Genomic DNA, 24273 nt, shown 5'->3' on the forward strand with positions numbered 1-24273 from the left:
CAAAGAAGTTCACGACAGTGAACTTCTTTTTCTTTATAAACCCCATGAGATCAATAAAAGGTGGATGGCCTTTTCCAATTCGGATTCAGGGATCCCTGCAAAGCCCAATATGATTTTTGGAGGGGCATCGTCAATTTTTTCAATAGAATATGTCGATAGTCCATAAATTTTAATATGATTTTCGTTTGCCCTTTGAATAAGTGTCTCTTCATCCATGCCGTTCTTAACGATGAGGACGATATGCAATCCTGACCGTTCACCAATGATCTTTATTTGCTTATGTGGTTTAAACAAATCGATCACTTTATCCAACTTGCGACGGTAAACTTTCCTCATTCGATTCAAATGCTTTTCGAAATCCCCTTCCTTCATGAACTGTGTCAACACATGCTGATCAATCCGAGAAACGGTGGAATGGTAAAAAGATAATTCCTGTTGATGAATTTGTAACAATGGAGCGGGAAGAACCATATAACTGATCCGAATCGATGGCATCAACGATTTGGAAAACGACCCTAAATAAATGACCTTATCACCAGCATCCATACTTTGTAAGGAAGGAATTGTTTTTCCACTATAACGAAATTCGCTATCATAATCGTCTTCGATAATATAGCGGTTAGTTGCCCCTTGGGACCAGTTCAACAATCGCGTCCGTCTGTTAACGGATAGGATCGTCCCATTTGGGAAGTGATGAGAGGGAGTGACATACACGACGTCGATCTTTGAATCTTCAATTTGGTTAACCTTTACGCCTTCTTCATCAATTTGCAGGGGGTGGACTTCATTTGGGTAGCTGCGTAAAATCCGGTGAATCAAGTGATACCCAGGATCTTCAACACCATAGATGGCATTTTTATCGAATAGGAGGACAAGCTGCTGCAATAAAATTTCCATTCCTGCACCAATGATGATCTGTTCGGGAACACATTGTACACCACGTGCATGATACAAATAATGTGCAATTTCACATCGTAGTTCATATTCCCCTTGAGAATCCCCCAGTAAAAGAAGATCTTGATGTGATTCATCGATTTTGCTTTTCGTGTATTTTCTCCATTTTTCAAATGGGAAGTGTTCCGTGTCAATTTGGCTGGGATGAAAATGATACAGTAATTCCCCTTTTTTATGATCATCTTTTTCCAAGGATACTTGGTTCGTTTGTGTATATTCTAAATCCTCGAATGTTTGAATATAGTACCCTTTTCTGGGTATGACTTCAACGTATCCTTCAGCAGTCAATTGTTCATATGCAGTCTCGACAGTATTTTGACTTATTTGAAGGAACTCTGCCAATTTCCGTTTGGACGGCAACTTTGTACCGTAAAGTAGACGGCCATCAATGATTTCTTTTTTAATATGTGAATATAATTGTTCGTACAAAGGTATTTCACTTAACCTAATTAAATCACAAGAAAGCATATTCATTTTGTTTCCACCTTTTATAATAATTTAATGCTGACCCCATTAATTTTATTAAAACTGATACTTTCAATGTGGTCAACTATTTTTTATACTAAGTCTAACAAATCTAAAAAATGCAAATATTAGGGGGAAGAGAAATGGAAAAATTATTAGGAACTGAAACAGTAAAAAGAGGAATGGCACAAATGCAAAAGGGTGGCGTAATCATGGACGTCATTAACGCTGAACAAGCAAAAATCGCAGAAGCATCAGGTGCTGTCGCTGTCATGGCATTGGAAAGGGTTCCTTCCGACATCCGTGCGGCTGGCGGGGTAGCTAGAATGGCAGATCCGCGAATTGTCGAGGAAGTAATGAATGCAGTGTCCATCCCGGTCATGGCTAAAGCAAGGATTGGCCATATTGTTGAATCAAGGGTACTTGAATCCATGGGAGTGGATTATATCGATGAAAGTGAAGTGCTGACTCCTGCTGATGAAGAATACCATATTCTGAAAAGTGATTTCACCGTACCTTTCGTTTGTGGATGCCGTGATTTAGGCGAAGCTGCACGCCGTATTGGTGAAGGAGCATCAATGCTTCGTACAAAAGGAGAACCAGGTACTGGTAATATTGTGGAAGCTGTGCGTCATATGAGAAAGGTACAGTCACAAATTCGTAAAGTGAGCATCATGAGTGATGATGAATTAATGACAGAGGCAAAAAATATTGGAGCCCCTTATGAAATTTTAAGAGAAATCAAACGCACAGGTAAATTGCCTGTAGTTAACTTTGCAGCTGGCGGAATTGCCACTCCAGCTGATGCAGCACTGATGATGGAATTGGGAGCAGATGGCGTTTTCGTGGGTTCTGGTATTTTTAAATCTGAAAATCCAGAAAAATTCGCATCGGCAATCGTTCAAGCTACTACATATTTCACCGATTATGAATTGATTGGCCGGTTATCCAAAGAGTTGGGCAGTGCAATGAAAGGAATTGATATTTCCAAACTAGCTCCGGCAGAACGGATGCAGGAACGTGGATGGTAATATGATAACTATTGGTGTTTTGGGATTACAGGGAGCAGTTGAAGAACACTTGAACCAAATCAAAGCTGCCGGCGAACAAGCAATTATAGTAAAAAAACCGGAACAGTTGCTGGAAATCGACGGCTTGATCATTCCAGGCGGAGAAAGCACTACGATGAGGAAGCTAATGGATCGTTATGGATTTATGGAACCGATCAAAACTTTCTTCGAGGGTAAAAAACCTATTTTCGGTACTTGTGCAGGGATGGTATTGGCGGCCAATGAATTGGCTGGCGATGAGAATGCCTATCTTGGACTAATGGACATTTCCGTGAAACGGAACGGATTTGGACGTCAACGGGATAGTTTCGAGGCGGAACTAACAATCAAAGGAATGGAAGACCCTTATAAGGCTGTATTCATCCGGGCGCCGTTTGCTGATGGAATTGGAGAAGGTGTGGAAGTATTGGCTGTTTATGAAGAGAATGTAGTGGCTGCAAGACAAGACCATGTCCTTGTCAGTGCGTTTCATCCAGAATTAACAGGTGATGATCGTTTTCTACAACTTTTCATTGAAATGGTGAAGACCTCCGTAAGTAAGGTCGAATTGAAAACCTCCTAAACAAATGAAGCTGTCCTATTAATAGGGCAGCTTCAATTTTGAATGCTCCTAACACTTTAAAAATACATTTTGCTTGAATTCAACATCCTTTACTTTTATAATAAAAAAGTAAGTGATCACTAACATACTTTTTATTGGTGAGAGGGGAATGGAAATGACAGCAAGAGTTGCAGTTATTACAGGAGGAGCAAGCGGAATTGGCCGAGCAACATGCTTGAAATTCGCAGCAAAGGGGGACAAGGTCGTCGTTGCGGATTTTAATGAGGAAATGGGACAGGAAACTGTTGAACAGATAAAAGCGGATGGTGGAGAGGCCATCTTTGTTAAAACGGATGTTTCTAAGCAGGAAGAAGTTGAATCGTTAATCAATAAAGCAGTGCAAACATACGGAAGGATCGATATCATGTTTAATAATGCCGGCATTGGTGCAGGCGGTATGATCCTCGATCAAGATATGGAGGGTTACTTCAAAACGATTGGAGTGAACCAGCACGGAGTTGCTTTTGGAATCATGGCAGCAGGAAGGAAAATGAAGGAGCTAGATAACAAGGGGGTCATTATAAATACCGCTTCCGTGTTTGGCTACTTAGCTTCCCATGGGACTTTTGCCTATCAGGCAACTAAAGGCGCAGTAAGAATGATGACACAGACAGCAGCTTTGGAATTGGGCGCTTATGGCATACGCGTAGTGGGCATTGCGCCAGGCGGGGTTGACACTCCTATCATACAAGGCTATAAAGATATGGGAATCATCGATAAATTGAATGCAAGTCAAATGCGCGGTAAATTAATCAAGCCAGAAGCCATTGCAAATGCCGTCTATCTATTATCGTTAGAGGAAGCGGATGCGATCAATGGAAGTGTAGTCATGGTCGATGATGGCTATGCATCTTTTAAGTGATTTTCAAAAAATAGAAACATCGTCCCAATCAGACGATGTTTTCTATTTATGATATATGGGAATATTAATTCTAACAAATCAAAGGTAATATTGACCGATTGCTACCACCGAGATATCATAGAAATAGATTGGTGAAACCGGTCTTATCTTTATAAAAGAAGGTTGATATTTTTGAAAAAAGGGCAGCAAACCAAAGAACGAATCATAAATGTAGCCCGGACTCTTTTTGCCACTAAAGGTTTTGACATGACAAGAACGAATGAAATTGCCTCTGCATGCAATGTTTCCGAAGCTACTATTTACAAATACTTTGACAGCAAAAAAGATTTGCTTTTGGCTACAATCACCCCTAATGAAAATGAGGAATCCGAAGATGTGACTAGCCATCTAGCCACGGATGAACTAGTGGAGAATCATGTTTGCACCATGATAAGAAAAATTCTTGAAAATAAAGAACAGTTTTCAATATTATTTAGGGAAACACAATTCGATCAAGATATTTCAAAGCAATATATAGATCAGATTTTCAAGCCAAATGCCAAGCATATTGAAATACAAAAGAGAATAGATAGCGGAGAGATACAATATATCTCTGACATTATCCTATTTAATGTAGGGATCATTTCTTTTACATTGGCATTATCTACACATTATGAAATCCATCAACAAAAAAAGGAGCCGTATTTTACTTCTGAACGAATTAAGAACATTGCACAACTTTTGGTATATGGTATTCATGGTAAACAAAATCATACATAAAGAAACGGTCATATTTAAAGGCATGTGCATCAAGCCGCAAATATGACCGTTTTATATGCATTCAGAAACGATACAGTCAAATTTGTGAATCCATTAAACCAGAGTGTAAGATTTGACTTATATTTTTCAGACTATTACGATAAATGCATACTACACGAAATGCTTTACGAAGAATTTATCTGGAAAATCATGTAACAATGGAGGGGTATTATATGAGCGATATCGTAATTTTATCAGGAAGTCCGGCTATTCCATCAAGAACGGACATTTCACTAAAACATATTCAATCATTAGTCGAAAAAGAAGGATTTACCACAGCTTATTTCTCAATAACGGATTTCTCAGCAGATGATTTATTCCAAGGGAAATATAATAGTGATGATATCTTAAAACTTTCAGAGAGAATTCAAGCAGCCAGAGGAATCATCATTGGTTCACCGGTTTATAAGGCTTCCTATACAGGTGTATTAAAAGCCTTGATTGATTTGCTGCCAGAAGGCGCTTTCAAGGGTAAGCCAGTTCTGCCAATCATGATTGGTGGAAGTAACAGGCATCTATTGGCGATTGACTATGCGCTTAAACCATTAATCTCAATATTAAAAGGCGAGCCGCTTCAGGGCATTTATTTTGTTGATAAAGAAATAGATAAACAGAATTCTGAAAATCCGATTAATGATTCACATTTAATTGACCGTGTCCAGAGTCAAGTTCAAGAATTTGTAGAAGCGATACAGTTAAGAAATTAATGAATTCAAGTAATCCTTTCAACAAAAGGACAGGCATTCAAACGTATTTCTTAAAGTGATTACAGCCGTCAATAATAGGTTTATTAATGAAAATAGACTCATTTTTTTGGAGACTTTATCTAAAAAAATAAGTCTATTTTCGTATTTAAATGAACATAAAATCATAAATTGAATAGTGTGTATAAAAATAACAGTTCATCCATAATATTAAACCAAGTTATTTTATAAGAAAACTCCATTGACAAGGATTAAATATATGTTAATATTTAAAATAATAAAACTTATCCAGAGCGACGGAGGGAATTGGCCCTTTGAAGTCCAGCAACCTGCATGATGGATGCAAGGTGCTACCTCCAACAAAATGTTGATCATTTTGGAAGATAAGGTAATGATATTTACCTTGGGATCTTTCCATCATGGAAAGATTTTTGTTTTTGGAAAAATTTCAGGTAAACCATAACAATGTAAGGTTGTATGGAATTATATAAAACTAAGAAATACATTTAATCAGCGTCGAAAATAAAATATTCGCGGATTTTCTTAAAGGAGGAACTGGTTTGGATAAAGAGAATCAGCTTGAAGAAATATTTGAACGACTTCAAGAAATGCTTAATTCAATGAAATATGGATCCATTACACTTATAGTCCAGGATGGTAAAATCATTCAAATGGAAAGAAATGAAAAATTAAGAATTAAATAAGGTATCTGCTGACTAGAAAAACTAGAGGCGGGTTTAACTGATATAAAGAGAGTATTGGTTAGATTCGTCTCTTTTTCCTAGAATCAGATAAACTGGGGAAGATTAAAACGGGTATTGATCAACAGATACTCTAACCTGATACAGCAAGTTTTTAGAGGGGGCTACAAAAGTTGGCTGGATTAATAAACTATGAAAATTTCAATTCAGGGGAATTCCCTGTATTTCCTGAAGACAGTGACACAAAAGGAGCTTTGGAAGTTCTGCAATGGGCGAATGACCATTATGGAAACAAACTGATTTATGCTTGCAGTTTTGGTATTGAAGGCATCGTGCTTACGGATTTATTGGCGAAGGTCAACCCTTCGGCAAAAATTGTTTTCCTTGATACAGATGTTCATTTTGAAGAGACCTACCAATTGATTGAGCAAGTGAAGAAGCGCTATCCAAAACTTTCAATCGAAATGAAGAAACCTGCCTTGACGCTTGAGGAACAAGCAGCGGAATATGGGGATGAATTATGGCTTAGTGATTCCAATAAGTGCTGTAACATCCGTAAGATCATTCCGCTTACCGATGTGCTTTCAACGGCAACAGCCTGGCTTTCGGGACTGCGGAGGGAGCAATCCGAGACAAGGGCTAAAACCGAGTATATCAATAAGGATAATAAGTTCAAGTCGGTTAAAATATGTCCACTCATACATTGGACATGGAAAGACGTTTGGCGCTACGCCCACAAAAACGGACTTCCATATAATATCCTGCATGATAATGGATATCCTAGCATTGGATGTAAAACGTGTACAGCACCTGCATTCAATGCAGATGATTTACGCTCAGGCCGTTGGCAAGGAGCACAAAAAACGGAATGCGGATTGCATTTATCTTAAATAAATAGAAACCATAGGGGGAAATTAGCATGACAATCAGTCTACCGCACGGAGGAACATTAATCGATCTTTGGGAACCAAAATATGATTTTAGTAAAATAACAAAGTCAATCGAAATCGATGAAATCGCTTTAAGTGATCTTGAATTGATAGGCACTGGTGCCTACAGCCCGATTAAGGGATTCTTTACAAAAAGTGACTATGAGACAGTGGTCAGGGAAATGAGGCTTAGCAGCGGACATGTATGGAGCATCCCGATTACGCTGCCTTTGACCGAAGAAATTGCAGAAACCCTTACTATAGGTGAAGAAGTAACGCTGACTCATGAGGGTGAAACATACGGGGTTCTCACCGTTTCCGATATTTACACTCCGGATAAGCAATTGGAAGCGACATTAGTATATCAAACGGATGATGAGAAGCATCCCGGAGTGAAAAATTTATTTAACCGCGGTGATGTATATGTCGGCGGGGAAATAAAGTTGATTAAGAGAATAGAGCGTCCGTTATTCCAAGCTAATTATCTGGACCCTGTCGAGACAAGGAAAGCTTTTGCTGAAAAAGGGTGGGAAACGGTTGTCGGTTTCCAAACGAGGAACCCTGTTCACCGTGCACATGAATATATTCAAAAGACAGCATTGGAGATCGTCGACGGCCTATTCTTAAATCCTCTTGTAGGTGCCACTAAATCCGATGACATTCCGGCAGATGTAAGAATGGAAAGTTACAAAGTGCTGCTTGAGAAATATTATCCCAAGGATCGTGTCTCCCTTGCTGTTTTCCCTGCTGCCATGCGTTATGCAGGACCTAGAGAAGCCATTTTCCATGCAATGGTCCGTAAAAATTATGGATGCACCCATTTTATCGTCGGACGTGATCATGCGGGTGTGGGCGATTATTATGGCACATATGATGCCCAAAAAATCTTTGGGAATTTTAACGCCGATGAGTTAGGGATCACGTTATTATTCTTTGAACATAGTTTTTACTGTAAAGCATGCGGCAATATGGCTTCCGCTAAAACTTGTCCGCACGGCAGGGAAGATCATGTCATCCTGTCTGGAACGAAGGTAAGGGAAATGTTGCGTAATGGAGAAATTCCTCCAGCTACCTTTAGCCGTAAAGAGGTCATCGAGGTGTTGATCGAAGGTCTGAAAAAGAATGAAGTTTATAACTGATTGGACATGAATTGAAGGATCACATGAAGAGGGGGATTATTATATGAGTAAAAGTACGAATGTCACTTGGCATGAAACGTCATTGACCAAGGAGCTCCGCCGGAAGCAAAACGGGCATGAAAGCACAGTTCTATGGTTTACAGGACTCTCGGGTTCCGGAAAATCAACGATTGCGAACGCGGTCGCAAAAGAATTATATAATCGGAATATTCGAAGCTATGTTTTGGATGGTGATAATATCCGCCACGGTTTAAATAAAGATTTAGGTTTTTCTGAAGAGGATAGAACCGAGAATATTAGGCGGATCGGTGAGGTTTCCAAGTTATTCGTGGATAGTGGGCAGTTCGTATTGACTGCCTTCATATCTCCATTCAGGGCAGATCGGCAGATTGTACGTGATTTACTCGAAGAAGGGGAGTTTATTGAAGTATACATAAAGTGTCCGATCGAAGAGTGTGAAGTGCGTGATCCAAAGGGTCTATATGATAAGGCACGTAAAGGAATCATTAAAGATTTTACAGGAATCGACTCTCCGTATGAAGAACCAGAACAACCGGAAATCATTTTAGAATCCGACCAATACAGCATTGAAGAGTGCGTTGAACAGGTAATCGGCTATTTGACAGCAAAGAAAGCGATTTAATCAAGGAGGAAATGTAATGGTTTACGAAAAATCTTGGTCGGAAAATCCACTAATCGCTAAAAATAAAACGGAAATCTGGAAATTGGAAAAAGACGGATTGAAGATATTTGATGATATTCCACATTACGCAGCAAATGGTTTTGATTCCATCCCTAAAGAGAATTGGGATATGTTCAAGTGGGCAGGTCTATACCTGCAACGGCCAAAAGAAGCTGGTTACTGGATGATGCGTGTCGTTATTCCCGGAGGTATCCTGACGTATGATCAACAAATAACTCTAGCTAACATCGCTAAAGATTACGGGAGGGGTGTATATGACATTACAACCCGTCAAGCCATTCAATTCCACTGGCTGACTATCGAACAAGTCCCGGATATCTTAAATCGTTTGGAAAAGGTTGGAATGACTACGGCTGGTGCTTGTGGTGATATCACACGTAATATCATCGGGAATGCATTAGCAGGCATCGATCCCGATGAACTTTTTGATACACGCGAGGTCCTCTATGATGTATTTGAGTATTTCCGCCTTAACGAAGACTATTCAAACCTTCCGAGGAAATATAAAATGTCCATCAGTGCTAATATCCATAATGCTTCGAATGCTGAAATCAACTGTGTTTCATTCAATCCAGCCACTAAAGAAATCGATGGGGTGACGGAAGTTGGATTTCACGTGAAAGTAGGCGGAGGGCTTTCCTCCGTTCCGATGCTGGCAGAAGAACTTGATTTATTCATTTTACCTGAAAAAACAGTGGAAGTAGCGGCCGCCATCACGACGATATTCCGTGACTTTGGGTACCGTGAAAAGCGTCATCGCTCGCGCTTGAAATTCCTTGTTGCTGACTGGGGTCCTGAACAATTCAAGGAAAAATTGCTGGAATACACCGGTCCGCTTCCTGAAAAGGGAGAAAGTGCGGTGAAGGGATGGAATGCAGGTTATTTCTACGGCATCCATAAACAAAAACAAGATGGTCTTAACTATGTTGGAGTCAATATACCAGTGGGTCGTCTAAATCCGGACGAAGTGATCGAGTTTGCCGAACTTGCGAAAAAATATGGAAATGGTGAAATCCGCAACTGTAATTCCCAAAATCTAATCATTCCCAATGTGCCGGATGCAAAACTTGAGGAATTAAAGCAGGAAACCATCTTTGAAAGATTTCCATATCAACCAAAGAAATTCATTGGTTATTCCGTTTCTTGTACAGGCATCGAGTATTGCAACCTGGCCCTTGTTGAAACTAAAAACCGAATGAGGACCATTTCTGAATCACTGGACAAGGAAATAGATCTCGATGTACCTGTAAGGATGCATATGGTCGGTTGTCCGAATAATTGCGGTCAAAGAGCCATCGCCGAAATAGGGCTACAAGGCATAAAAATGAAAAACCAGGACAAAAAGATGGTCGAGGCATTTGAAATATACGTTGGAGGAACGCTGGACGAAGGCGGGAAGTTCAATGAAAAACTTAAAGGAAAAGTGGAAGCTGATCAGCTCTATCATGTTTTGAAAGAATTGATCCTATTTTTCAAAGAAACAAAACTTCTATCAGAAACCTTTCTCGATTTTGTTGAAAGGATAGGGGTAGACGAGTTACAAAGTAAACTTGATGATATATTAGCGGGAGTTTCCGTTTAATAGGGGAAGGTAAGCATTCCATGAATCTATACCGTTTTGAAGTCACTATCAAGGAAAAACCAATCCATGTCATCATTGTTGCCGATTCAGATGAAAAGGCGTTTGAACTTGTTGATATCGAACTGGAAAAGCATTATTTGAAATTGCCTGAAGTGGATGACATCTCATTATATGAAAAAAGGAAAATTAAAAATGGAGCAGGTTTCGTTTTATCGGAATTCGAAACAATTCTCTAAGGGAAGGCAGGTTGCAAAAATGGGGAAAGTATATCTAGTAGGAGCCGGTCCCGGAGATCCAGATTTAATTACATTAAAAGGATTAAAATGCATTCAAGAAGCTGATGTCATTTTATATGATCGACTTGTGAATAAAGAACTATTGAATCATGCAAAAGACGGTGTAGAGCTGATTAATTGCGGTAAACTGCCGGATTATCATTTATTGCAGCAGGATACCATCAATCGGTTCCTGGTCAAATATGCAAAAAAGGGGAAAATAGTCACCCGCTTGAAAGGCGGAGATCCTTTCGTCTTTGGGAGAGGCGGGGAGGAAGCGGAAGCCCTTGCCAAAAGTGGCGTAAGCTATGAAATCGTACCAGGAATTACCGCTGGAATCGCCGCTACAGCTTATGCGGGAATTCCAGTTACACATAGGGACCATGCTTCATCATTTGCAATTGTTACCGGTCATCGGAAAAAGGATGAAGAGGATAATATCAAGTGGGAATCACTTGCAAAAGGAATCGATACATTGGCCATTTATATGGGCGTTAAAAACCTGCCATATATTCAAGGAAAACTATTGGAACATGGAAAAAGCCCTGAGACTCCGGTAGCCCTTATTCATTGGGGGACATTAAAAACGCAAAAAACAGCTGTCAGTACATTGGCTAATGTAGTGGAAACCGCCAATAACGAACAGATTTCGAACCCTTGCATGATAGTCGTGGGCGATGTCGTTAATTTACGAGAAAAAATTAAATGGTTTGAAGGAAAACAATCCGAAAATTTGTTGGCGAATGAGGCCTTTTAATGGAAGCCATTTTATATATTTGCCATGGAAGCCGTGTTAAAGAAGCTTCAACCCAAGCCATTGATTTTATTAAAGTTTGTATGCAAGCGCAGCCCAATTCCATTCAAGAGTATTGCTTCTTGGAATTGGAAACTCCAACAATTGAAGAAGCCTACGAACGATGCGTACAAAAGGGTGCGATGAGAATCATTGCCATTCCAGTTCTATTGCTAACAGCTGTACATGCAAAACATGATATTCCAGTCATATTGAACAAAATGAAAGAACGGTACCCTGCCGTTGACTTAAAATATGGAAGGCCGATTGGTGTCAGTGATAAAATGGTTGACATATTAGTGGAACGGTTAGAGGAAACAAATGTAAAGGTTACGGAGGATTCCTTGGTTTTATTGGTTGGAAGGGGAAGCAGTGATCCCGACGTGAAAAGGGATTTGTCTCGATTGGCCGATTTGCTAAGGAATAGGTTTCAAAAAATCCGTGTGCAAGAGTGTTATTTGACAGCTGCCACACCGAGCTTAGGAGAAGCATTGGAATTTGCACAGGAATCTCGATCAAACCAAGTATTTATCATTCCTTACCTATTGTTTACCGGTCTCTTAATGCAGTCCATCGAAAATAGTATAAAAATGATCAAAAAAAAGAGGAAGCAGAAATTCATACTTTGCCGATACCTAGGTTATCACCCAAAGATTGAAAAAGCCATATCGGAACGAATTCATGAAGTGAGTGGGGAGGGAGCTTATGTATCCAATTACGCTTAATATTGAGAAAAGAAAGTGTGTCATCATCGGCGGTGGAAAAATTGGTTTCTTTAAAGCGGGTCCATTATTGGAGGCCGGTGCTGATGTGACAGTCGTAAGCCCCGAGATATGCACAGGTTTTCAATTGTTGGAGAAAGAAGGTAAGATTCGAGTTTTACTTAAAGAAGTGGAAGAAACAGACTATAAAGATGCGTTTTTAATCATTGTTGCAACAAACTCTACTGAAGTTAATGAACGAGTGTACGAAAATGCATCAGAAAGTCAGTTGGTGAACGTAATCAGTAATCATGTGCTGGGTAATTTTCATATACCGGCGACAGTGAATAGAGGCATGCTTTCCATAAGTGTTTCCACCAATGGAGCAAGTCCAACGCTCGCAAAAAAAATTCGGAATGACTTAGGTAAAGTATATGATGAATCATATGAAGAATATCTTGAATTCCTTTTTGAAGCAAGGATGATAATAAAGAATGGTTCATTTTCAAAAGAGGAAAAATCCAAGTTATTGAAAGATTCAATAGAGGATATTTATAAATATTCCCTAAAAGAAAGATATCGTTTTTTAGCTAGGCTTTTACCAGTAGAAGCTGAAGAAAATATATCATTGGGCTGATCAGAAAAACTGAAGGCACCTAACCAACATGTCATTTATTTTGGTTAGGTGCCTCTTTGTGTCTTAACGGAAATCTAAATGACTTATACAGGCAAACGGTACCGTCGGGTCGGTGTTATTTAGGTTCTATTTTAGTGAAAAAAGGGGAATGTCATGAAAAAGTTAATCGTTTTAGCCTTTATTGGGTTTTTAGCCCAATTAATCGATGGCTCGCTTGGAATGGGGTATGGAGTGAGTTCCACTTCCTTATTGTTGACATTCGGGATTGCCCCTGCCGTAGCATCAGCATCCGTTCATTTATCGGAAGTAGTGACCACAGCAGTATCCGGAGCTTCGCATATTAAGTTTGGGAACGTGGATAGAAATATGGTCTATCGTTTGATCATTCCAGGTTCTGTTGGTGCATTTGTAGGTGCATGTTTCCTGAGCAACCTGCCAGCCGAATTAGCAAAACCGTATATTGCCATATTTTTATTTGGCCTGGGTGTTTACGTTTTATTCCGCTTTTTATTTATTTTTAAACCGTCGAAGGAAACTGAAATCGTAAAGCCATTGACCGCAAAACAATCCATTCCGTTAGGCCTTTTTGCAGGCTTTTGTGATGCAACAGGCGGAGGCGGTTGGGGACCGATTGCAACGCCCGTTTTATTGTCAAAAAAAGGCATGACGGCGAGAAAAGCCGTAGGGACTGTAGATACGAGTGAATTTGCCATTGCTTTCTTCGGAAGTCTTGGTTTTATCATTTCGCTTGGATGGGAAGCTGTCAATTGGCTTTGGGTCGTAGCATTGATAATTGGTGGTGTGGTTGCCGCACCGATTGCAGCCTGGCTCGTCAGGATGCTTCCTGCTCAATTAATGGGTGTTTTAGTGGGTGGTTTCATTATCTTAATCAATGTAAGAACATTATTAGCTACATGGATTCCGGTTGAAGCTCATATATATATCTATACAGGCATCGTGATTATATGGCTTTCTGGAATTCTTCTTACCGTCAATAAGATGTCCAATGCGAGAAAACATGATCATATCGAACAACGGCAAAATGTTTCCTGATTTCCGAGATTGAAAGAAGCGAATATACACAAAAGCGTATTCAGAAATGTAACTTAAAAACTCGTAGGTACATAAATGCCTACGAGTAAAGTATTTTGCCATGGATTACCCCTTTAAAGTTGTTGCTGTTTAATAAAGGTTCTTGATCCTGTGAAATAGATTTAACTCTCTTAATTATCGAGAGATTGAAGCCCCCGGTCTATTCTCCAAACAGATTAATCAATGGTATCCCCTTTAAAAAGTCAGCTATCGTGAGAGATTTAATAATTTTAGAACAGCAGCAGAACCATTAATTGATGGCCATGCATTTAGTTCAAATGATTGAATTGTACTTTCATATAATATAATAAGCGTTATAATATTTTTTTATTATCGATTTTAAATCCCTTCCTGTTTGAAAATCGGGATTTAGTTGTTGGAGGCTAATTCACCGTCCCAAAATATCAGAGATTTCTATAAAAAATAAAAGGGCCTTTCGCATGCCTTTGTTTTCAAAGTAACCAGGCCCGTAACTACAATTGGTCTGCATGTGCATTTTCACATTCTCTTGTTCACCAGTGAAATGAATGAACTCTTTCTTAATACTTAAAAAATTGGATGCAATCAGCTACATGCTTTAATGTCCATTAGCTGGCTGTCGTTTTTGACGATGATTACAGGAAGATTGGGGACATCCTCTATTTTTGAATCCCAAAAAGCTTTGTTTAAAAGCATGCACGTTATTGCTTTATGCCGGGTTGTCTTGGTGAGTATAGATTTGGGCACTCAGAGGATATTCACTTTTCTTCCATAATTCCAATGAAGGGGAATGGGGAGAGATCGATTATCAAATCCATTGCATTTAGTGGAGCATTCTTTGGGAAGTAATTTTGTATATGTTTTTTTAACGGTACATTAAATGCAACAGCGTCATTTGTAAACTGTAAAAAAACTTGTATAACTAATTTCCGGAAGTGTGTCCCGTGAAGAGTCATGAACGGATTTTTTTTAGGAGCAATAGGTTTTTTAATATTCAATTTGTCAGTTTTTCACACATATTATTCAGCTATCATCGTTCATTCTTTTCAAAACGTTATTGGTTTTGGCTGTTTTCGCCCACTTTGTTGCTATTTACCAAGTAATGTGGTGTGGTTGTTTTCCCCTCCAGATGCTCGCTTTCCGCGGGGCGGGCGGTGAGCCTCCTCGGCGTAAACACCTGTGGGGTCTTACCTGTCCCGCTGCTCCCGCAGGAGTCTCGCACTTCCACTCCAATCAACCTTAAATAGTCGCGTTTTAAAAACAACAATCTTAACGAGAAGAGCCTTGGTTTTTAATATAAGTCGTGAAAATGGCGGAAAAGGTAGTTAAATATTTTTCAGTTTTGTACAATGATTAAATAGTAAATAGCAAATTTTAAAGGAGTTTTAATATGGAGGGCATCTCTGATCATTTAAAGGAAGATTTGGATATATTGTTCGTAGGTTTCAATCCAAGCATTCGTTCAGGCCAGACTGGCCATCATTATGCGAATCCAAACAATCGCTTTTGGAGAATCCTCTTCGAGTCGGGGCTGACACCAAGGAAATATGAACCAACGGAAGACTCGTCTTTACTTGAACTAGGTTATGGTTTTACCAATATCGTTTCAAGGCCTACAAAAGGTGCGGACGAAATCACTAAAGAAGAGTACATAAAAGGAAGGAAGCAATTAAAAAAGAAAATTGAAAAGTATAAACCTAAACTAGTCTGTTTTGTAGGCAAGGGTGTCTATCAGGAATATCGTCAATTACGAAAAATCCCTTGGGGGCTTCAAGAAGAACCTTCATTGAATGAGACCATTGAATTCGTTGCCCCTTCTTCCAGCGGTTTAGTAAGAATGCCGATAGAACATATCATCGAAATATATAGGGAGTTGCCAATTCTGCTTGGCAAGCTGAAAAGCAATTGATTAAAAACAAGGGTGGAATTTTATGAGTCAGGATAGTGCTGAATGGAAAAGCGATGGATTTTCCGAGGTTAATGATGGGGAAGGCTTTTGGCAAGGAGTAAAGGATTGCATTCCTACATTATTGGGATACCTAAGTATCGGTTTTGCTGCAGGGGTCGTCGAAAAAACGTCTGGATTAAGTATGATTGAAGTGGCACTTATGTCGCTTTTACTCTATGCAGGGTCTGGTCAATTCATAGCTGCGGGGATGATAGCTGCAAGTCATCCAGTATCGGCCATAATTTTTACGATTTTTTTTGTGAACAGTCGCCATCTATTACTTAGTGCTGCATTAGCTCCATATTTCAAGCAGCAAAGTTTGAAACAAAACCTGATAACCGGAGCCTTATTAACTGATGAAACTTTTGGAGTGGCCGTCACGGCGGCACAGAAGAGGAAACAACTTGATTTTCAATGGATGCTTGGACTGAATCTTGCAGCCTATTTAAATTGGTTCATTGCAAATATGACCGGCGGTTTCTTTGGCCAATGGATTCCAAATCCAGAAAAATATGGGATGGACTTCGCCCTGCCAGCGATGTTTATCGGCCTTTTGGTTCTGCAAATATTAAGTAAAAAGGACTTTTTTATAGATCTTGCAGTCGCTTTTAGCAGTATATTAATTGTTGTTGCAGTAAGTTTCTTCTTTCCTGGCAGTACTGGCGTCATAGTGGCAACTGTTGTAGCTGCAACGATAGGGATGGTGATTGGCAGGTGGAAATAAGCGGATATATCCTTGCTGTGATTGTAGGGATTTCGATTGTAACTTTCATACCTAGAGTCGTTCCTTTGGTACTGCTTAGTAAAATGGAGATTCCAAAGTGGGGCATCGATTGGCTAAAGCATGTGCCAGTGGCTGTAATGGCGGCGTTGTTGGCTCAAGAACTTCTATTATCGGAACAGGTCTTTTCAATTAAGGATAATGCGTTGAATTTGGCCGCAGCTATACCGGCTTTCCTGGTTGCCATTTTTACGAGAAGTCTATTGGGTACGGTTATGATTGGCGTGCTTTCATTGATGATATTACGATTTTTCTTTTAATATATACTAAACATTTAAATGATAGGCCGATATAACCAGTAATGGATTGCCATTACTGGGTTTTTATTTTCCAAAGAATATATTTCATGACAGGCAGCTTTTTTTAGTTCGTTTCGGTTAGGCAAATGACGCTTTTTAATGAACATTGGAAGCTTGATTATCAAAAAGGGCAGTGATTACATAAACTAAGGTGAATGTACTTCTGAAAAATTGTTTTGGTTAGCTGAATTGAAAGCGCTTCTAATTGAAAATGAAACAACAAACGTTTAGAAAATGTGAGTCTGTCAACAATGGGAATAGGCAAATTACTATGGAGGTGTTCAATTAATGAATGTGAATGGTGCACTAGAGGTTCTTGATCGCATGCGGCTTCCTAATGGCGCATATACTGCAAGCGTTTCCGATGATTATAATTATGTCTGGATAAGGGATGTCGTTTATACTGTAATCCCTTTTATAAATGATCCATCCGATCGTTATGAGAAAGCATATCATGCTTTATTCGACTTATTTCAATCCTATGAGTGGAAGATAGATATTCATACGGAACAGAAACCCCGGTTTTTATTTGAACATATCCATGCAAGGTATTCCACTGAGCTTAAAGAACTGCCCGATGAGTGGGGCCATGCCCAAAATGATGCGATAGGTGCCTTTTTATGGGGTGTCGGTGAAGGGTATAGGCATGGTAAAAAGGTGATGAGAAATCAACGTGATTTACAAATTGTTCAAAAGTTGGTCAATTACTTGGAATGCCTGCAATATTGGCAATCGGAAGATAACGGGATGTGGGAAGAAAATATAGAAATCCACGCTTCAAGCATAGGTGCATGTGTGGCTGGTTTGAATTCAGTCAAAATGCTGGTCAACGTCAAGGAAGAACTGATTAAAAAGGGAGAAGAAACTCTTCGCTTCTTACTTCCAAGGGAAAGTTATTCAAAAGAGACGGATTTAGCCCTTTTATCCTTAATTTATCCTTATCGGCTGGTAGACCGTGAAATAGCACTTAAAATATTGAAGAATGTCACGGAGCGCCTTGAAAGAACAAATGGTTGTATAAGATATGAAAAGGACCTTTATTATAATGACGGTCAAGAGGCGGAATGGTGTTTCGGGCTTCCGTGGTTAGGCTTATGCTACCTAGAACTTGGAATGATGAACAAAGTTAAGGAATATATAGATAAAACGAAAATGATCATACCGGAAAATTGGGAAGTACCCGAATTATATATAGGGGGCAGGAATATTCCAAACAAGAATACTCCTTTGGCATGGTCAGTATCATTATCCTATTTATTTTTGACGAAGACTTCCATGATACGAACTGAACAAATAACATGAAGCATTCATACATGATAACTTAAAGCTCTTTCCAAAAAAATGGGGAGAGCTTTTATTGGTATAATAATATTTTTACAATAAATGTATATTTTTATTGAAAAATGTTTAAATTTACAAAAAAACGGCTATTTATAACAATATCTTCACCTCCATTTGAAGGATTAATATCATTTCCATCGAATATATATAATAACTGGGGAAGGATGGTTAAAATACTATCGATTCAATACTGATGGAGGGGTTTTATTGAGTGCAATTATTGACCAGCTACAAGAGATTTATCCAAGCGATTTCGATTTGTATTTGTTTCATGAAGGCACCCTTTATGAAAGCTATAAAATGCTTGGGGCACACATTGTAACATCATTAGGTAAAGAAGGAGTACGCTTCGCCGTTTGGGCCCCCCATGCCAAGCAAGTTTCAGTAGTCGGTAATTTTAATAATTGGGACGGAAAAGATCATGCGATGAAACGGATCGAGCGATCAGGTATCTGGGTGTTGTTCGTACCAGGACTACAAGAAGGGGAACTCTATAAATACGAAATACATACACCTGGAAGTAAACGAATCCTAAAAGCCGATCCATATGCCTTTTATTCGGAAGTCAGACCAAATACAGCCTCGATCATTAAAAGGCTGGATAATTTTGAATGGCAAGATTCGAAGTGGATAGCTAATAGGAAAAAGGAAAATATTTATCATAAACCCATGTCCATTTATGAAGTGCACCCAGGAACATGGAAACAGAAAGAAGATGGCGAGTTTTATTCGTACCGTGAATTGGCTGATAGATTGATTGATTATGTGATTGAAAATGGTTTTACACATATTGAAATCATGGCCATAATGGAACACCCATTTGATAAATCGTGGGGATACCAGGTCACGGGCTATTATTCTGTAACCAGTCGTTACGGCTCGCCGGAAGATTTTAAATATTTAATTAACCTTTGCCACAAAAAGGGCATAGGTGTAATTCTCGACTGGGTTCCCGCCCATTTTTGTAAAGACGCGCATGGACTTTCCCGTTTCGATGGTACGCCTCTCTATGAACCAATTGATCATACTAGAGCAGATCGCCCGTTATGGGGGACATACAACTTTGATTTTACCAAACCTGAAGTAATCAGTTTCCTTATATCAAATGTAATGTTTTGGATGGATGTATACCATATTGATGGAATCCGTGTCGATGCGGTATCGTCAATGGTTTACTTAAATCATGATAATCCATTGCCGATCAAGCTGAAAAACCAGTTTGGCGGTGAGGAAAACCTGGAGGCCATACAATTTTTACAAAAGCTTAACGAAGTGGTTTTCAAGAAATATCCCAATGCATTAATGATGGCTGAAGAAGCAACGGACCGACCACTTATAACTTCTCCTACCGATATAGGCGGCCTGGGCTTTAATTACAAATGGAATATGGGATGGACTAACGATATCCTTCGTTATATGAAACTTGAAACGGGGGAAAGGCCAAATCATCATAGTCTCTTAACATTTTCTTTTTTCTATGCTTTTTCAGAAAATTTTGTCTTGCCTTTTTCACATGATGAAGTGGTTCATGGCAAGAAATCTTTATTGAATAAGATGCCAGGCGACTATTGGCAGAAATTCGCTAATCTACGGTTACTCTTTGGGTATTTCATGACACATCCCGGAAAGAAGCTTCTATTTATGGGCGGTGAATTTGGCCAGTTCATAGAATGGAAAGATGAGGAACAATTGGATTGGCTTCTTTTGGAATATGAATCACACGAAAAGCTGGCCTATTACTTCCGCACCCTACAGGATTTTTATAGGCAATCATCCTCCCTTTGGCGACTGGATCATGTCCAGGAGGGATTTGAGTGGATAGATCCGAACAATAGTAAACAGAGTATCATTACCTTTATGAGAAAGGGTAAACGCAAAGGCGATTATTGCATTGTTGTCTGTAATTTTTCTGCACAGGCTCATGCTCAATATCAAATAGGCGTACCATCCCATGGTAAATATATAGAGGTTTTCAGCAGTGATTCAGCAGCTTTCGGAGGATCGGGTCAGATCAATGAGGAACCCATTAATGTCAAAAAGGAACCATACCATAATCAACCATTCAGCATGGAAATAACAGTACCTCCATTAGGCATTTCCATTTTTATGAAGCAAACAAAAAAAAGGCGGGGGAGAGTGAACGAATAATGGGAGCGAAAAAATGGATAGCAATGTTATTGGCAGGAGGCCAGGGTTCAAGGTTAGGTGAATTGACAATCGGTTTGGCAAAACCAGCTGTTCCCTTTGGCGGTAAATATAGAATCATCGATTTTCCATTAAGTAACTGCACTCATTCTGGTATTGATACGGTTGGGGTACTAACCCAATACCAGCCATTGATTCTAAATGATTATGTTGGTAATGGCAAAGCTTGGGACCTTGATCTGGATGTTGGCGGAGTTTCCGTACTTCCCCCTTATCAAGGGAAAGAAGGCGGGGAATGGTATAAAGGGACGGCAAATGCTGTTTATCAAAATATCCAATATATTGATAACTATGATCCGGAACATGTACTGATTCTCTCGGGTGACCATATTTATAAGATGGATTACAGTAAGATGCTGGATTATCACATCGAAAAAAATGCAGAGGCAACCATAGCTGTCATTCAAGTACCGTGGCAGGAAGCAAGTCGTTTCGGGATCATGAATACCAATGATGATGATAAAGTCACTCAATTCGATGAAAAACCAAAGTATCCAAAGAGCAATCTCGCTTCAATGGGAGTTTACCTTTTCAAGTGGAAAACCCTAAGAAAGTATTTAATAAATGATGAAAAGGATGAAAATTCCTCCAATGATTTCGGCAGCAACATCATTCCAAAGATGCTTGAAGACCGAAAAAAGCTATATGCCTATCGTTTCAATGATTATTGGAAAGATGTCGGAACGGTCGAAAGCCTTTGGCAGGCACATATGGACTTATTGGAGGATACGCCAAATTTCCAGTTGGATGATCAGCAATGGAAAATTTTTGCCCGCAATGCAAATCATCCGCCGCAATATATATCACCGGATGCCGAGGCCAGTCAGTCGCTAATCAATGAAGGGTGCATGATACATGGGAAAATTGAACATTCGGTTTTATCCTATAATGTACAGGTAGGCTATGGGTCAACCATAAAAGATTCAGTCATCATGCCTAATGTCACGATTGGTGAAAACGTTCATATAGAAAGAAGCATCATAGCCAGCAATTGTGTTATAGAAGATGGTGCCGTAGTTGGCAATTCAGCGATTACATCCGATATTACCTTAATTGGTGAAAATCAAACCATTATCAATCCAAACAAAAAAAAGATCACTCTTAATTAGAAAAAGGGGACGATGCTATGGAAAATGTGTTGGGTATTATTAATTTAATCAATGAAAGACAACATTTAAAAGATCTGACTGCGCACCGAAATGTAGCATCTGTGCCATTTGGTGGACGCTACCGTTTGATTGACTTTACGATGTCGAATCTCATTAATGCAGATGTATCAAAAGTAGCCGTTTTCCCAAAAGAAAAGTATCTTTCTGTTATGGATCATCTTGGCTCAGGTAAAGAATGGAACTTGGCTCGGCGTTCAGGAGGCTTATACATCTTGCCCCCTATCCATCCCGATGAAACGGTAACGGGTGATATGAAACAATTTCATGATCATCTCAGCTTTTTCGAACGTGCAGAGGCAGATACTGTCATCATTTCCCCTGGAAGCCATGTATGCAAATTGGATTTTAATGAAGTGCTTGATTATCACAAAAAACAAAAAGCGGATATCACTGTCGTATATAAGGATTATGTAGGGGAATTAATTGAAAAACCAATCTATCACACATGCTCGGTAGATAAGGATGAAGACATTACGGACATTAGCTTTTATACCATCCCTAGACCTGGTGACCATGTTTGTCTAGAAACCTTCGTCATAAGTAAAACGCTATTGGTGAACTTAATCAAAAGCTGTGTTGCCAGTGGGGAATACGACTTTTTGAAGGACGCTGTGAAAGCAAATCTTCATCGCTTTACAGTCAAAGGCTATAATTTTACTGGAGATATGCCATTCATCCATTCCATTGAAAGCTTTCATTCCAGTAATATGAATTTCCTGAATCCTTCGGTAATCCGGTCTTTCTTCGGGGATACTTGGGATGTTTATACAAAAATCAAACATGAGGCACCAACCAAATATTCAAGTTCTTCGAAGGTTGCCAATTCATTAATAGCAAATGGTTGTGATATTGAAGGGACTGTCGAAAACAGTATACTCTTCCGTGGGGTAAAGGTGAAAAAGGGTGCGATTATAAGAAATAGCATCATTATGCAAAAAGGCGTGATTGAAGAAGGAGCCATCGTTGAAAATGTCATAACTGATAAAGAAGTGAGAATTACTAGTGAAAAATCAGTTATTGGTTTAAAACAGCCTACTGTAATAAAAAAAGCAGAAGTAATTTAATAGAGGAGGTGCGGCAATGAATGTTGTGTTTGCTGCTTCAGAATGCGCCCCTTTTATAAAAACGGGAGGGCTCGGAGACGTTATAGGAGCGCTCCCGAAAGCGCTGAAAAAACAGGGAGTTCATGTAAGTGTCATCCTTCCTAAATATGGGGATCTTCCTGAACAATTTAAACAGGAATTGGAACATATGACGAGTATTGAAGTTCCTGTTGGTTGGCGCCAGCAATTCTGTGGCATCGAAAAACTTGTTGCTAAGGGAATTACATATTATTTCCTGGATAATGAATATTATTTCAAAAGACATGGTAGTTATGGTTTCTTTGATGATGGCGAAAGGTTCGCCTTCTTTTCCCGTGCAATTTTAGAGGCTTTACCCTATTTAGGAGAAAAGCCGGATGTCATACACTGTCATGATTGGCAAACGGCCCTTGTCAGCGTTTTGCTGAAAGCTCATTATAGTAACCATCCATTCTATCAAGATATTAAAACGATATTTACTATACATAATTTACGCTATCAAGGAGTTTATCCTAAAGCTGTTTTAGCTGAATTACTCGATTTGAGTGAGTTATATTTTAATATCGATGGTCTTGAATTTCATGGAAATGTAAGTTATTTGAAAGGCGGCCTAGCTTTTTCTAACATTGTCACAACTGTAAGCCCAAGTTATGCAGAAGAAATTCAAAGTCCTTATTTCGGGGAAAATCTGGATGGTTTTTTACGTAAGAGAAATGGTGACCTTAAAGGGATTATCAACGGAATCGATTATGAAGAATATAATCCGGCGGCAGATGAACATCTTGCTGTTCCATTCGATTCCTATGAGGGTAAGATGGAGAATAAGCGTCAGCTACAGGAATCGTTGGACCTTCCTGTAAATGAGGGGGTCCCGGTTATATCGATGGTAACCAGGCTTGTTGATCAAAAAGGAATTGATCTTATTCTTCATGTTTTTCATGAAATGATGAACCAAGGAGTTCAATTCATTCTCTTAGGTACGGGTGATGAGCAATATGAATCGGCATTTCGCCATTTAGCTGACCAATATCCAAATCAGGTTTCAGTCAATACATACTTTGATGAGGGTTTAGCAAGACGGATATATGCAGGTTCTGATTTATTCCTGATGCCGTCACAATTCGAACCATGTGGTATCGGCCAGCTTTTGGCGTTGCGGTATGGTACTCTGCCTTTAGTGAGGGAAACTGGCGGACTTCGGGATACTGTCATACCGTATAATCAATTTACTGGTGAAGGCAATGGCTTCAGTTTTACGAATTATAATGCACACGATATGCTTCATACAATTGAGCAATCTGTTGGTCTGTACAAATTCCAGCCGAAAAGGTGGCGGAAAATGGCCGAAAGTGCAATGAAGTTAGACTTCAGTTGGACATCATCCTCCTTAAAGTATATTGAGCTGTATGAAAGTTTGATTCCTGTCATGAAGTGATAATTGGATAGGTAATACACAAGCACTT

24 protein-coding genes and 1 riboswitch are annotated in these 24273 nt (G+C 39.3%); of the genes, 23 read left to right on the top strand and 1 reads right to left on the bottom strand.

Annotated features, from left to right (window positions below; genetic code table 11):
- Positions 1-33: 33 nt before the first annotated feature.
- Positions 34-1428 carry a MocR-like pyridoxine biosynthesis transcription factor PdxR gene (gene pdxR / locus N0M92_RS24610; RefSeq protein WP_260288285.1) on the bottom strand — a complete coding sequence of 465 codons (1395 nt, stop codon included), beginning with the start codon at positions 1426-1428 and terminating at the stop codon, positions 34-36.
- A 134-nt stretch (positions 1429-1562) separates the two neighbouring features.
- Between pdxR and pdxS the strand changes: the two genes are divergently transcribed.
- From pdxS to glgA, 23 genes are all read left to right on the top strand, one after another.
- Positions 1563-2450, top strand: coding sequence for a pyridoxal 5'-phosphate synthase lyase subunit PdxS (gene pdxS, locus N0M92_RS24615; RefSeq protein WP_192204942.1), 888 nt, complete (start codon positions 1563-1565; stop codon positions 2448-2450).
- Position 2451: 1 nt separating this feature from the next.
- The gene (gene pdxT / locus N0M92_RS24620) at positions 2452-3051 is read left to right on the top strand and encodes a pyridoxal 5'-phosphate synthase glutaminase subunit PdxT (RefSeq protein ID WP_260288316.1); all 600 of its coding nucleotides are present in this window, start codon (positions 2452-2454) and stop codon (positions 3049-3051) included.
- A gap of 154 nt (positions 3052-3205) precedes the next feature.
- Positions 3206-3952, top strand: coding sequence for an SDR family NAD(P)-dependent oxidoreductase (locus N0M92_RS24625; RefSeq protein WP_260288286.1), 747 nt, complete (start codon positions 3206-3208; stop codon positions 3950-3952).
- A 171-nt stretch (positions 3953-4123) separates the two neighbouring features.
- The gene (locus N0M92_RS24630; RefSeq protein WP_260288287.1) at positions 4124-4711 is read left to right on the top strand and encodes a TetR/AcrR family transcriptional regulator; all 588 of its coding nucleotides are present in this window, start codon (positions 4124-4126) and stop codon (positions 4709-4711) included.
- Positions 4712-4923: 212 nt separating this feature from the next.
- Positions 4924-5457 carry an NADPH-dependent FMN reductase gene (gene ssuE / locus N0M92_RS24635; protein WP_260288288.1) on the top strand — a complete coding sequence of 178 codons (534 nt, stop codon included), beginning with the start codon at positions 4924-4926 and terminating at the stop codon, positions 5455-5457.
- 278 nt (positions 5458-5735) lie between these two features.
- Positions 5736-5844: riboswitch (SAM riboswitch) on the top strand.
- A 170-nt stretch (positions 5845-6014) separates the two neighbouring features.
- Positions 6015-6158 (top strand): YezD family protein, encoded by a 144-nt coding sequence (locus N0M92_RS24640; RefSeq protein ID WP_072273036.1) that lies wholly within the window; start codon positions 6015-6017, stop codon positions 6156-6158.
- A 182-nt stretch (positions 6159-6340) separates the two neighbouring features.
- Positions 6341-7045, top strand: a complete 705-nt coding sequence (locus N0M92_RS24645; RefSeq protein ID WP_260288317.1) for a phosphoadenylyl-sulfate reductase — start codon at positions 6341-6343, stop codon at positions 7043-7045.
- Positions 7046-7074: 29 nt separating this feature from the next.
- Positions 7075-8223, top strand: a complete 1149-nt coding sequence (sat, locus tag N0M92_RS24650) for a sulfate adenylyltransferase (RefSeq protein WP_260288290.1) — start codon at positions 7075-7077, stop codon at positions 8221-8223.
- Between the two features lie 43 nt (positions 8224-8266).
- Positions 8267-8866, top strand: a complete 600-nt coding sequence (cysC, locus tag N0M92_RS24655; RefSeq protein WP_061463380.1) for an adenylyl-sulfate kinase — start codon at positions 8267-8269, stop codon at positions 8864-8866.
- A 16-nt stretch (positions 8867-8882) separates the two neighbouring features.
- Positions 8883-10508 (top strand): nitrite/sulfite reductase, encoded by a 1626-nt coding sequence (locus tag N0M92_RS24660; protein ID WP_260288292.1) that lies wholly within the window; start codon positions 8883-8885, stop codon positions 10506-10508.
- A 20-nt stretch (positions 10509-10528) separates the two neighbouring features.
- Positions 10529-10744, top strand: coding sequence for a DUF3906 family protein (locus N0M92_RS24665; RefSeq protein ID WP_260288293.1), 216 nt, complete (start codon positions 10529-10531; stop codon positions 10742-10744).
- A 19-nt stretch (positions 10745-10763) separates the two neighbouring features.
- Positions 10764-11540 carry a uroporphyrinogen-III C-methyltransferase gene (gene cobA, locus N0M92_RS24670; RefSeq protein ID WP_260288294.1) on the top strand — a complete coding sequence of 259 codons (777 nt, stop codon included), beginning with the start codon at positions 10764-10766 and terminating at the stop codon, positions 11538-11540.
- Positions 11540-12301: a sirohydrochlorin chelatase gene (locus tag N0M92_RS24675; RefSeq protein WP_260288295.1), complete on the top strand. Its 762-nt coding sequence runs from the start codon at positions 11540-11542 to the stop codon at positions 12299-12301. Before cobA ends, N0M92_RS24675 begins: the two co-directional genes overlap by 1 nt.
- Positions 12282-12914: an NAD(P)-binding protein gene (locus N0M92_RS24680; protein ID WP_260288296.1), complete on the top strand. Its 633-nt coding sequence runs from the start codon at positions 12282-12284 to the stop codon at positions 12912-12914. Before N0M92_RS24675 ends, N0M92_RS24680 begins: the two co-directional genes overlap by 20 nt.
- Before the next feature lie 153 nt (positions 12915-13067).
- On the top strand, positions 13068-13967 hold the full coding sequence (locus N0M92_RS24685) for a sulfite exporter TauE/SafE family protein (RefSeq protein ID WP_260288297.1): 900 nt from the start codon (positions 13068-13070) through the stop codon (positions 13965-13967).
- Positions 13968-15375: 1408 nt separating this feature from the next.
- Positions 15376-15894 carry a mismatch-specific DNA-glycosylase gene (locus N0M92_RS24690; protein ID WP_260288298.1) on the top strand — a complete coding sequence of 173 codons (519 nt, stop codon included), beginning with the start codon at positions 15376-15378 and terminating at the stop codon, positions 15892-15894.
- Between the two features lie 22 nt (positions 15895-15916).
- Complete coding sequence (locus tag N0M92_RS24695; RefSeq protein ID WP_260288299.1) at positions 15917-16657, top strand: AzlC family ABC transporter permease; 741 nt, start codon at positions 15917-15919, stop codon at positions 16655-16657.
- Positions 16648-16974, top strand: a complete 327-nt coding sequence (locus N0M92_RS24700; protein WP_260288300.1) for an AzlD domain-containing protein — start codon at positions 16648-16650, stop codon at positions 16972-16974. The genes N0M92_RS24695 and N0M92_RS24700 overlap by 10 nt, the downstream gene beginning before the upstream one ends.
- A gap of 327 nt (positions 16975-17301) precedes the next feature.
- Entirely contained in the window at positions 17302-18315 is a 1014-nt protein-coding gene (locus N0M92_RS24705) for a glycoside hydrolase family 15 protein (protein WP_260288301.1), read from the top strand.
- 246 nt (positions 18316-18561) lie between these two features.
- Complete coding sequence (gene glgB, locus N0M92_RS24710) at positions 18562-20502, top strand: 1,4-alpha-glucan branching protein GlgB (protein WP_260288302.1); 1941 nt, start codon at positions 18562-18564, stop codon at positions 20500-20502.
- Entirely contained in the window at positions 20502-21668 is a 1167-nt protein-coding gene (locus tag N0M92_RS24715) for a glucose-1-phosphate adenylyltransferase (protein WP_311202599.1), read from the top strand. Before glgB ends, N0M92_RS24715 begins: the two co-directional genes overlap by 1 nt.
- Before the next feature lie 17 nt (positions 21669-21685).
- Positions 21686-22792 (top strand): glucose-1-phosphate adenylyltransferase subunit GlgD, encoded by a 1107-nt coding sequence (gene glgD / locus N0M92_RS24720; protein ID WP_260288303.1) that lies wholly within the window; start codon positions 21686-21688, stop codon positions 22790-22792.
- Positions 22793-22808: 16 nt separating this feature from the next.
- Positions 22809-24245: a glycogen synthase GlgA gene (gene glgA, locus N0M92_RS24725; RefSeq protein WP_260288304.1), complete on the top strand. Its 1437-nt coding sequence runs from the start codon at positions 22809-22811 to the stop codon at positions 24243-24245.
- The last annotated feature ends 28 nt before the right edge of the window (positions 24246-24273 follow it).

This window comes from Peribacillus aracenensis (genome assembly GCF_025175645.1).
Classification (GTDB): Bacteria; Bacillota; Bacilli; order Bacillales; family DSM-1321; genus Peribacillus; species Peribacillus aracenensis.

Excerpts from the sequence above, each read along its gene's own strand:
- N0M92_RS24685 (WP_260288297.1), top strand. The coding sequence starts at position 13,068 with ATGAAAAAGTTAATCGTTTTAGCCTTTATTGGGTTTTTAGCCCAATTA.
- N0M92_RS24695 (WP_260288299.1), top strand. The coding sequence starts at position 15,917 with ATGAGTCAGGATAGTGCTGAATGGAAAAGCGATGGATTTTCCGAGGTT.
- N0M92_RS24680 (WP_260288296.1), top strand. The coding sequence starts at position 12,282 with ATGTATCCAATTACGCTTAATATTGAGAAAAGAAAGTGTGTCATCATC.
- N0M92_RS24705 (WP_260288301.1), top strand. The coding sequence starts at position 17,302 with ATGAATGTGAATGGTGCACTAGAGGTTCTTGATCGCATGCGGCTTCCT.
- N0M92_RS24625 (WP_260288286.1), top strand. The coding sequence starts at position 3,206 with ATGACAGCAAGAGTTGCAGTTATTACAGGAGGAGCAAGCGGAATTGGC.
- glgA (WP_260288304.1), top strand. The coding sequence starts at position 22,809 with ATGAATGTTGTGTTTGCTGCTTCAGAATGCGCCCCTTTTATAAAAACG.
- ssuE (WP_260288288.1), top strand. The coding sequence starts at position 4,924 with ATGAGCGATATCGTAATTTTATCAGGAAGTCCGGCTATTCCATCAAGA.
- pdxR (WP_260288285.1), bottom strand. The coding sequence starts at position 1,428 with ATGAATATGCTTTCTTGTGATTTAATTAGGTTAAGTGAAATACCTTTG.
- pdxS (WP_192204942.1), top strand. The coding sequence starts at position 1,563 with ATGGAAAAATTATTAGGAACTGAAACAGTAAAAAGAGGAATGGCACAA.
- N0M92_RS24675 (WP_260288295.1), top strand. The coding sequence starts at position 11,540 with ATGGAAGCCATTTTATATATTTGCCATGGAAGCCGTGTTAAAGAAGCT.
- N0M92_RS24715 (WP_311202599.1), top strand. The coding sequence starts at position 20,502 with ATGGGAGCGAAAAAATGGATAGCAATGTTATTGGCAGGAGGCCAGGGT.
- cobA (WP_260288294.1), top strand. The coding sequence starts at position 10,764 with ATGGGGAAAGTATATCTAGTAGGAGCCGGTCCCGGAGATCCAGATTTA.
- N0M92_RS24660 (WP_260288292.1), top strand. The coding sequence starts at position 8,883 with ATGGTTTACGAAAAATCTTGGTCGGAAAATCCACTAATCGCTAAAAAT.
- cysC (WP_061463380.1), top strand. The coding sequence starts at position 8,267 with ATGAGTAAAAGTACGAATGTCACTTGGCATGAAACGTCATTGACCAAG.
- glgD (WP_260288303.1), top strand. The coding sequence starts at position 21,686 with ATGGAAAATGTGTTGGGTATTATTAATTTAATCAATGAAAGACAACAT.
- sat (WP_260288290.1), top strand. The coding sequence starts at position 7,075 with ATGACAATCAGTCTACCGCACGGAGGAACATTAATCGATCTTTGGGAA.
- N0M92_RS24690 (WP_260288298.1), top strand. The coding sequence starts at position 15,376 with ATGGAGGGCATCTCTGATCATTTAAAGGAAGATTTGGATATATTGTTC.
- pdxT (WP_260288316.1), top strand. The coding sequence starts at position 2,452 with ATGATAACTATTGGTGTTTTGGGATTACAGGGAGCAGTTGAAGAACAC.
- N0M92_RS24665 (WP_260288293.1), top strand. The coding sequence starts at position 10,529 with ATGAATCTATACCGTTTTGAAGTCACTATCAAGGAAAAACCAATCCAT.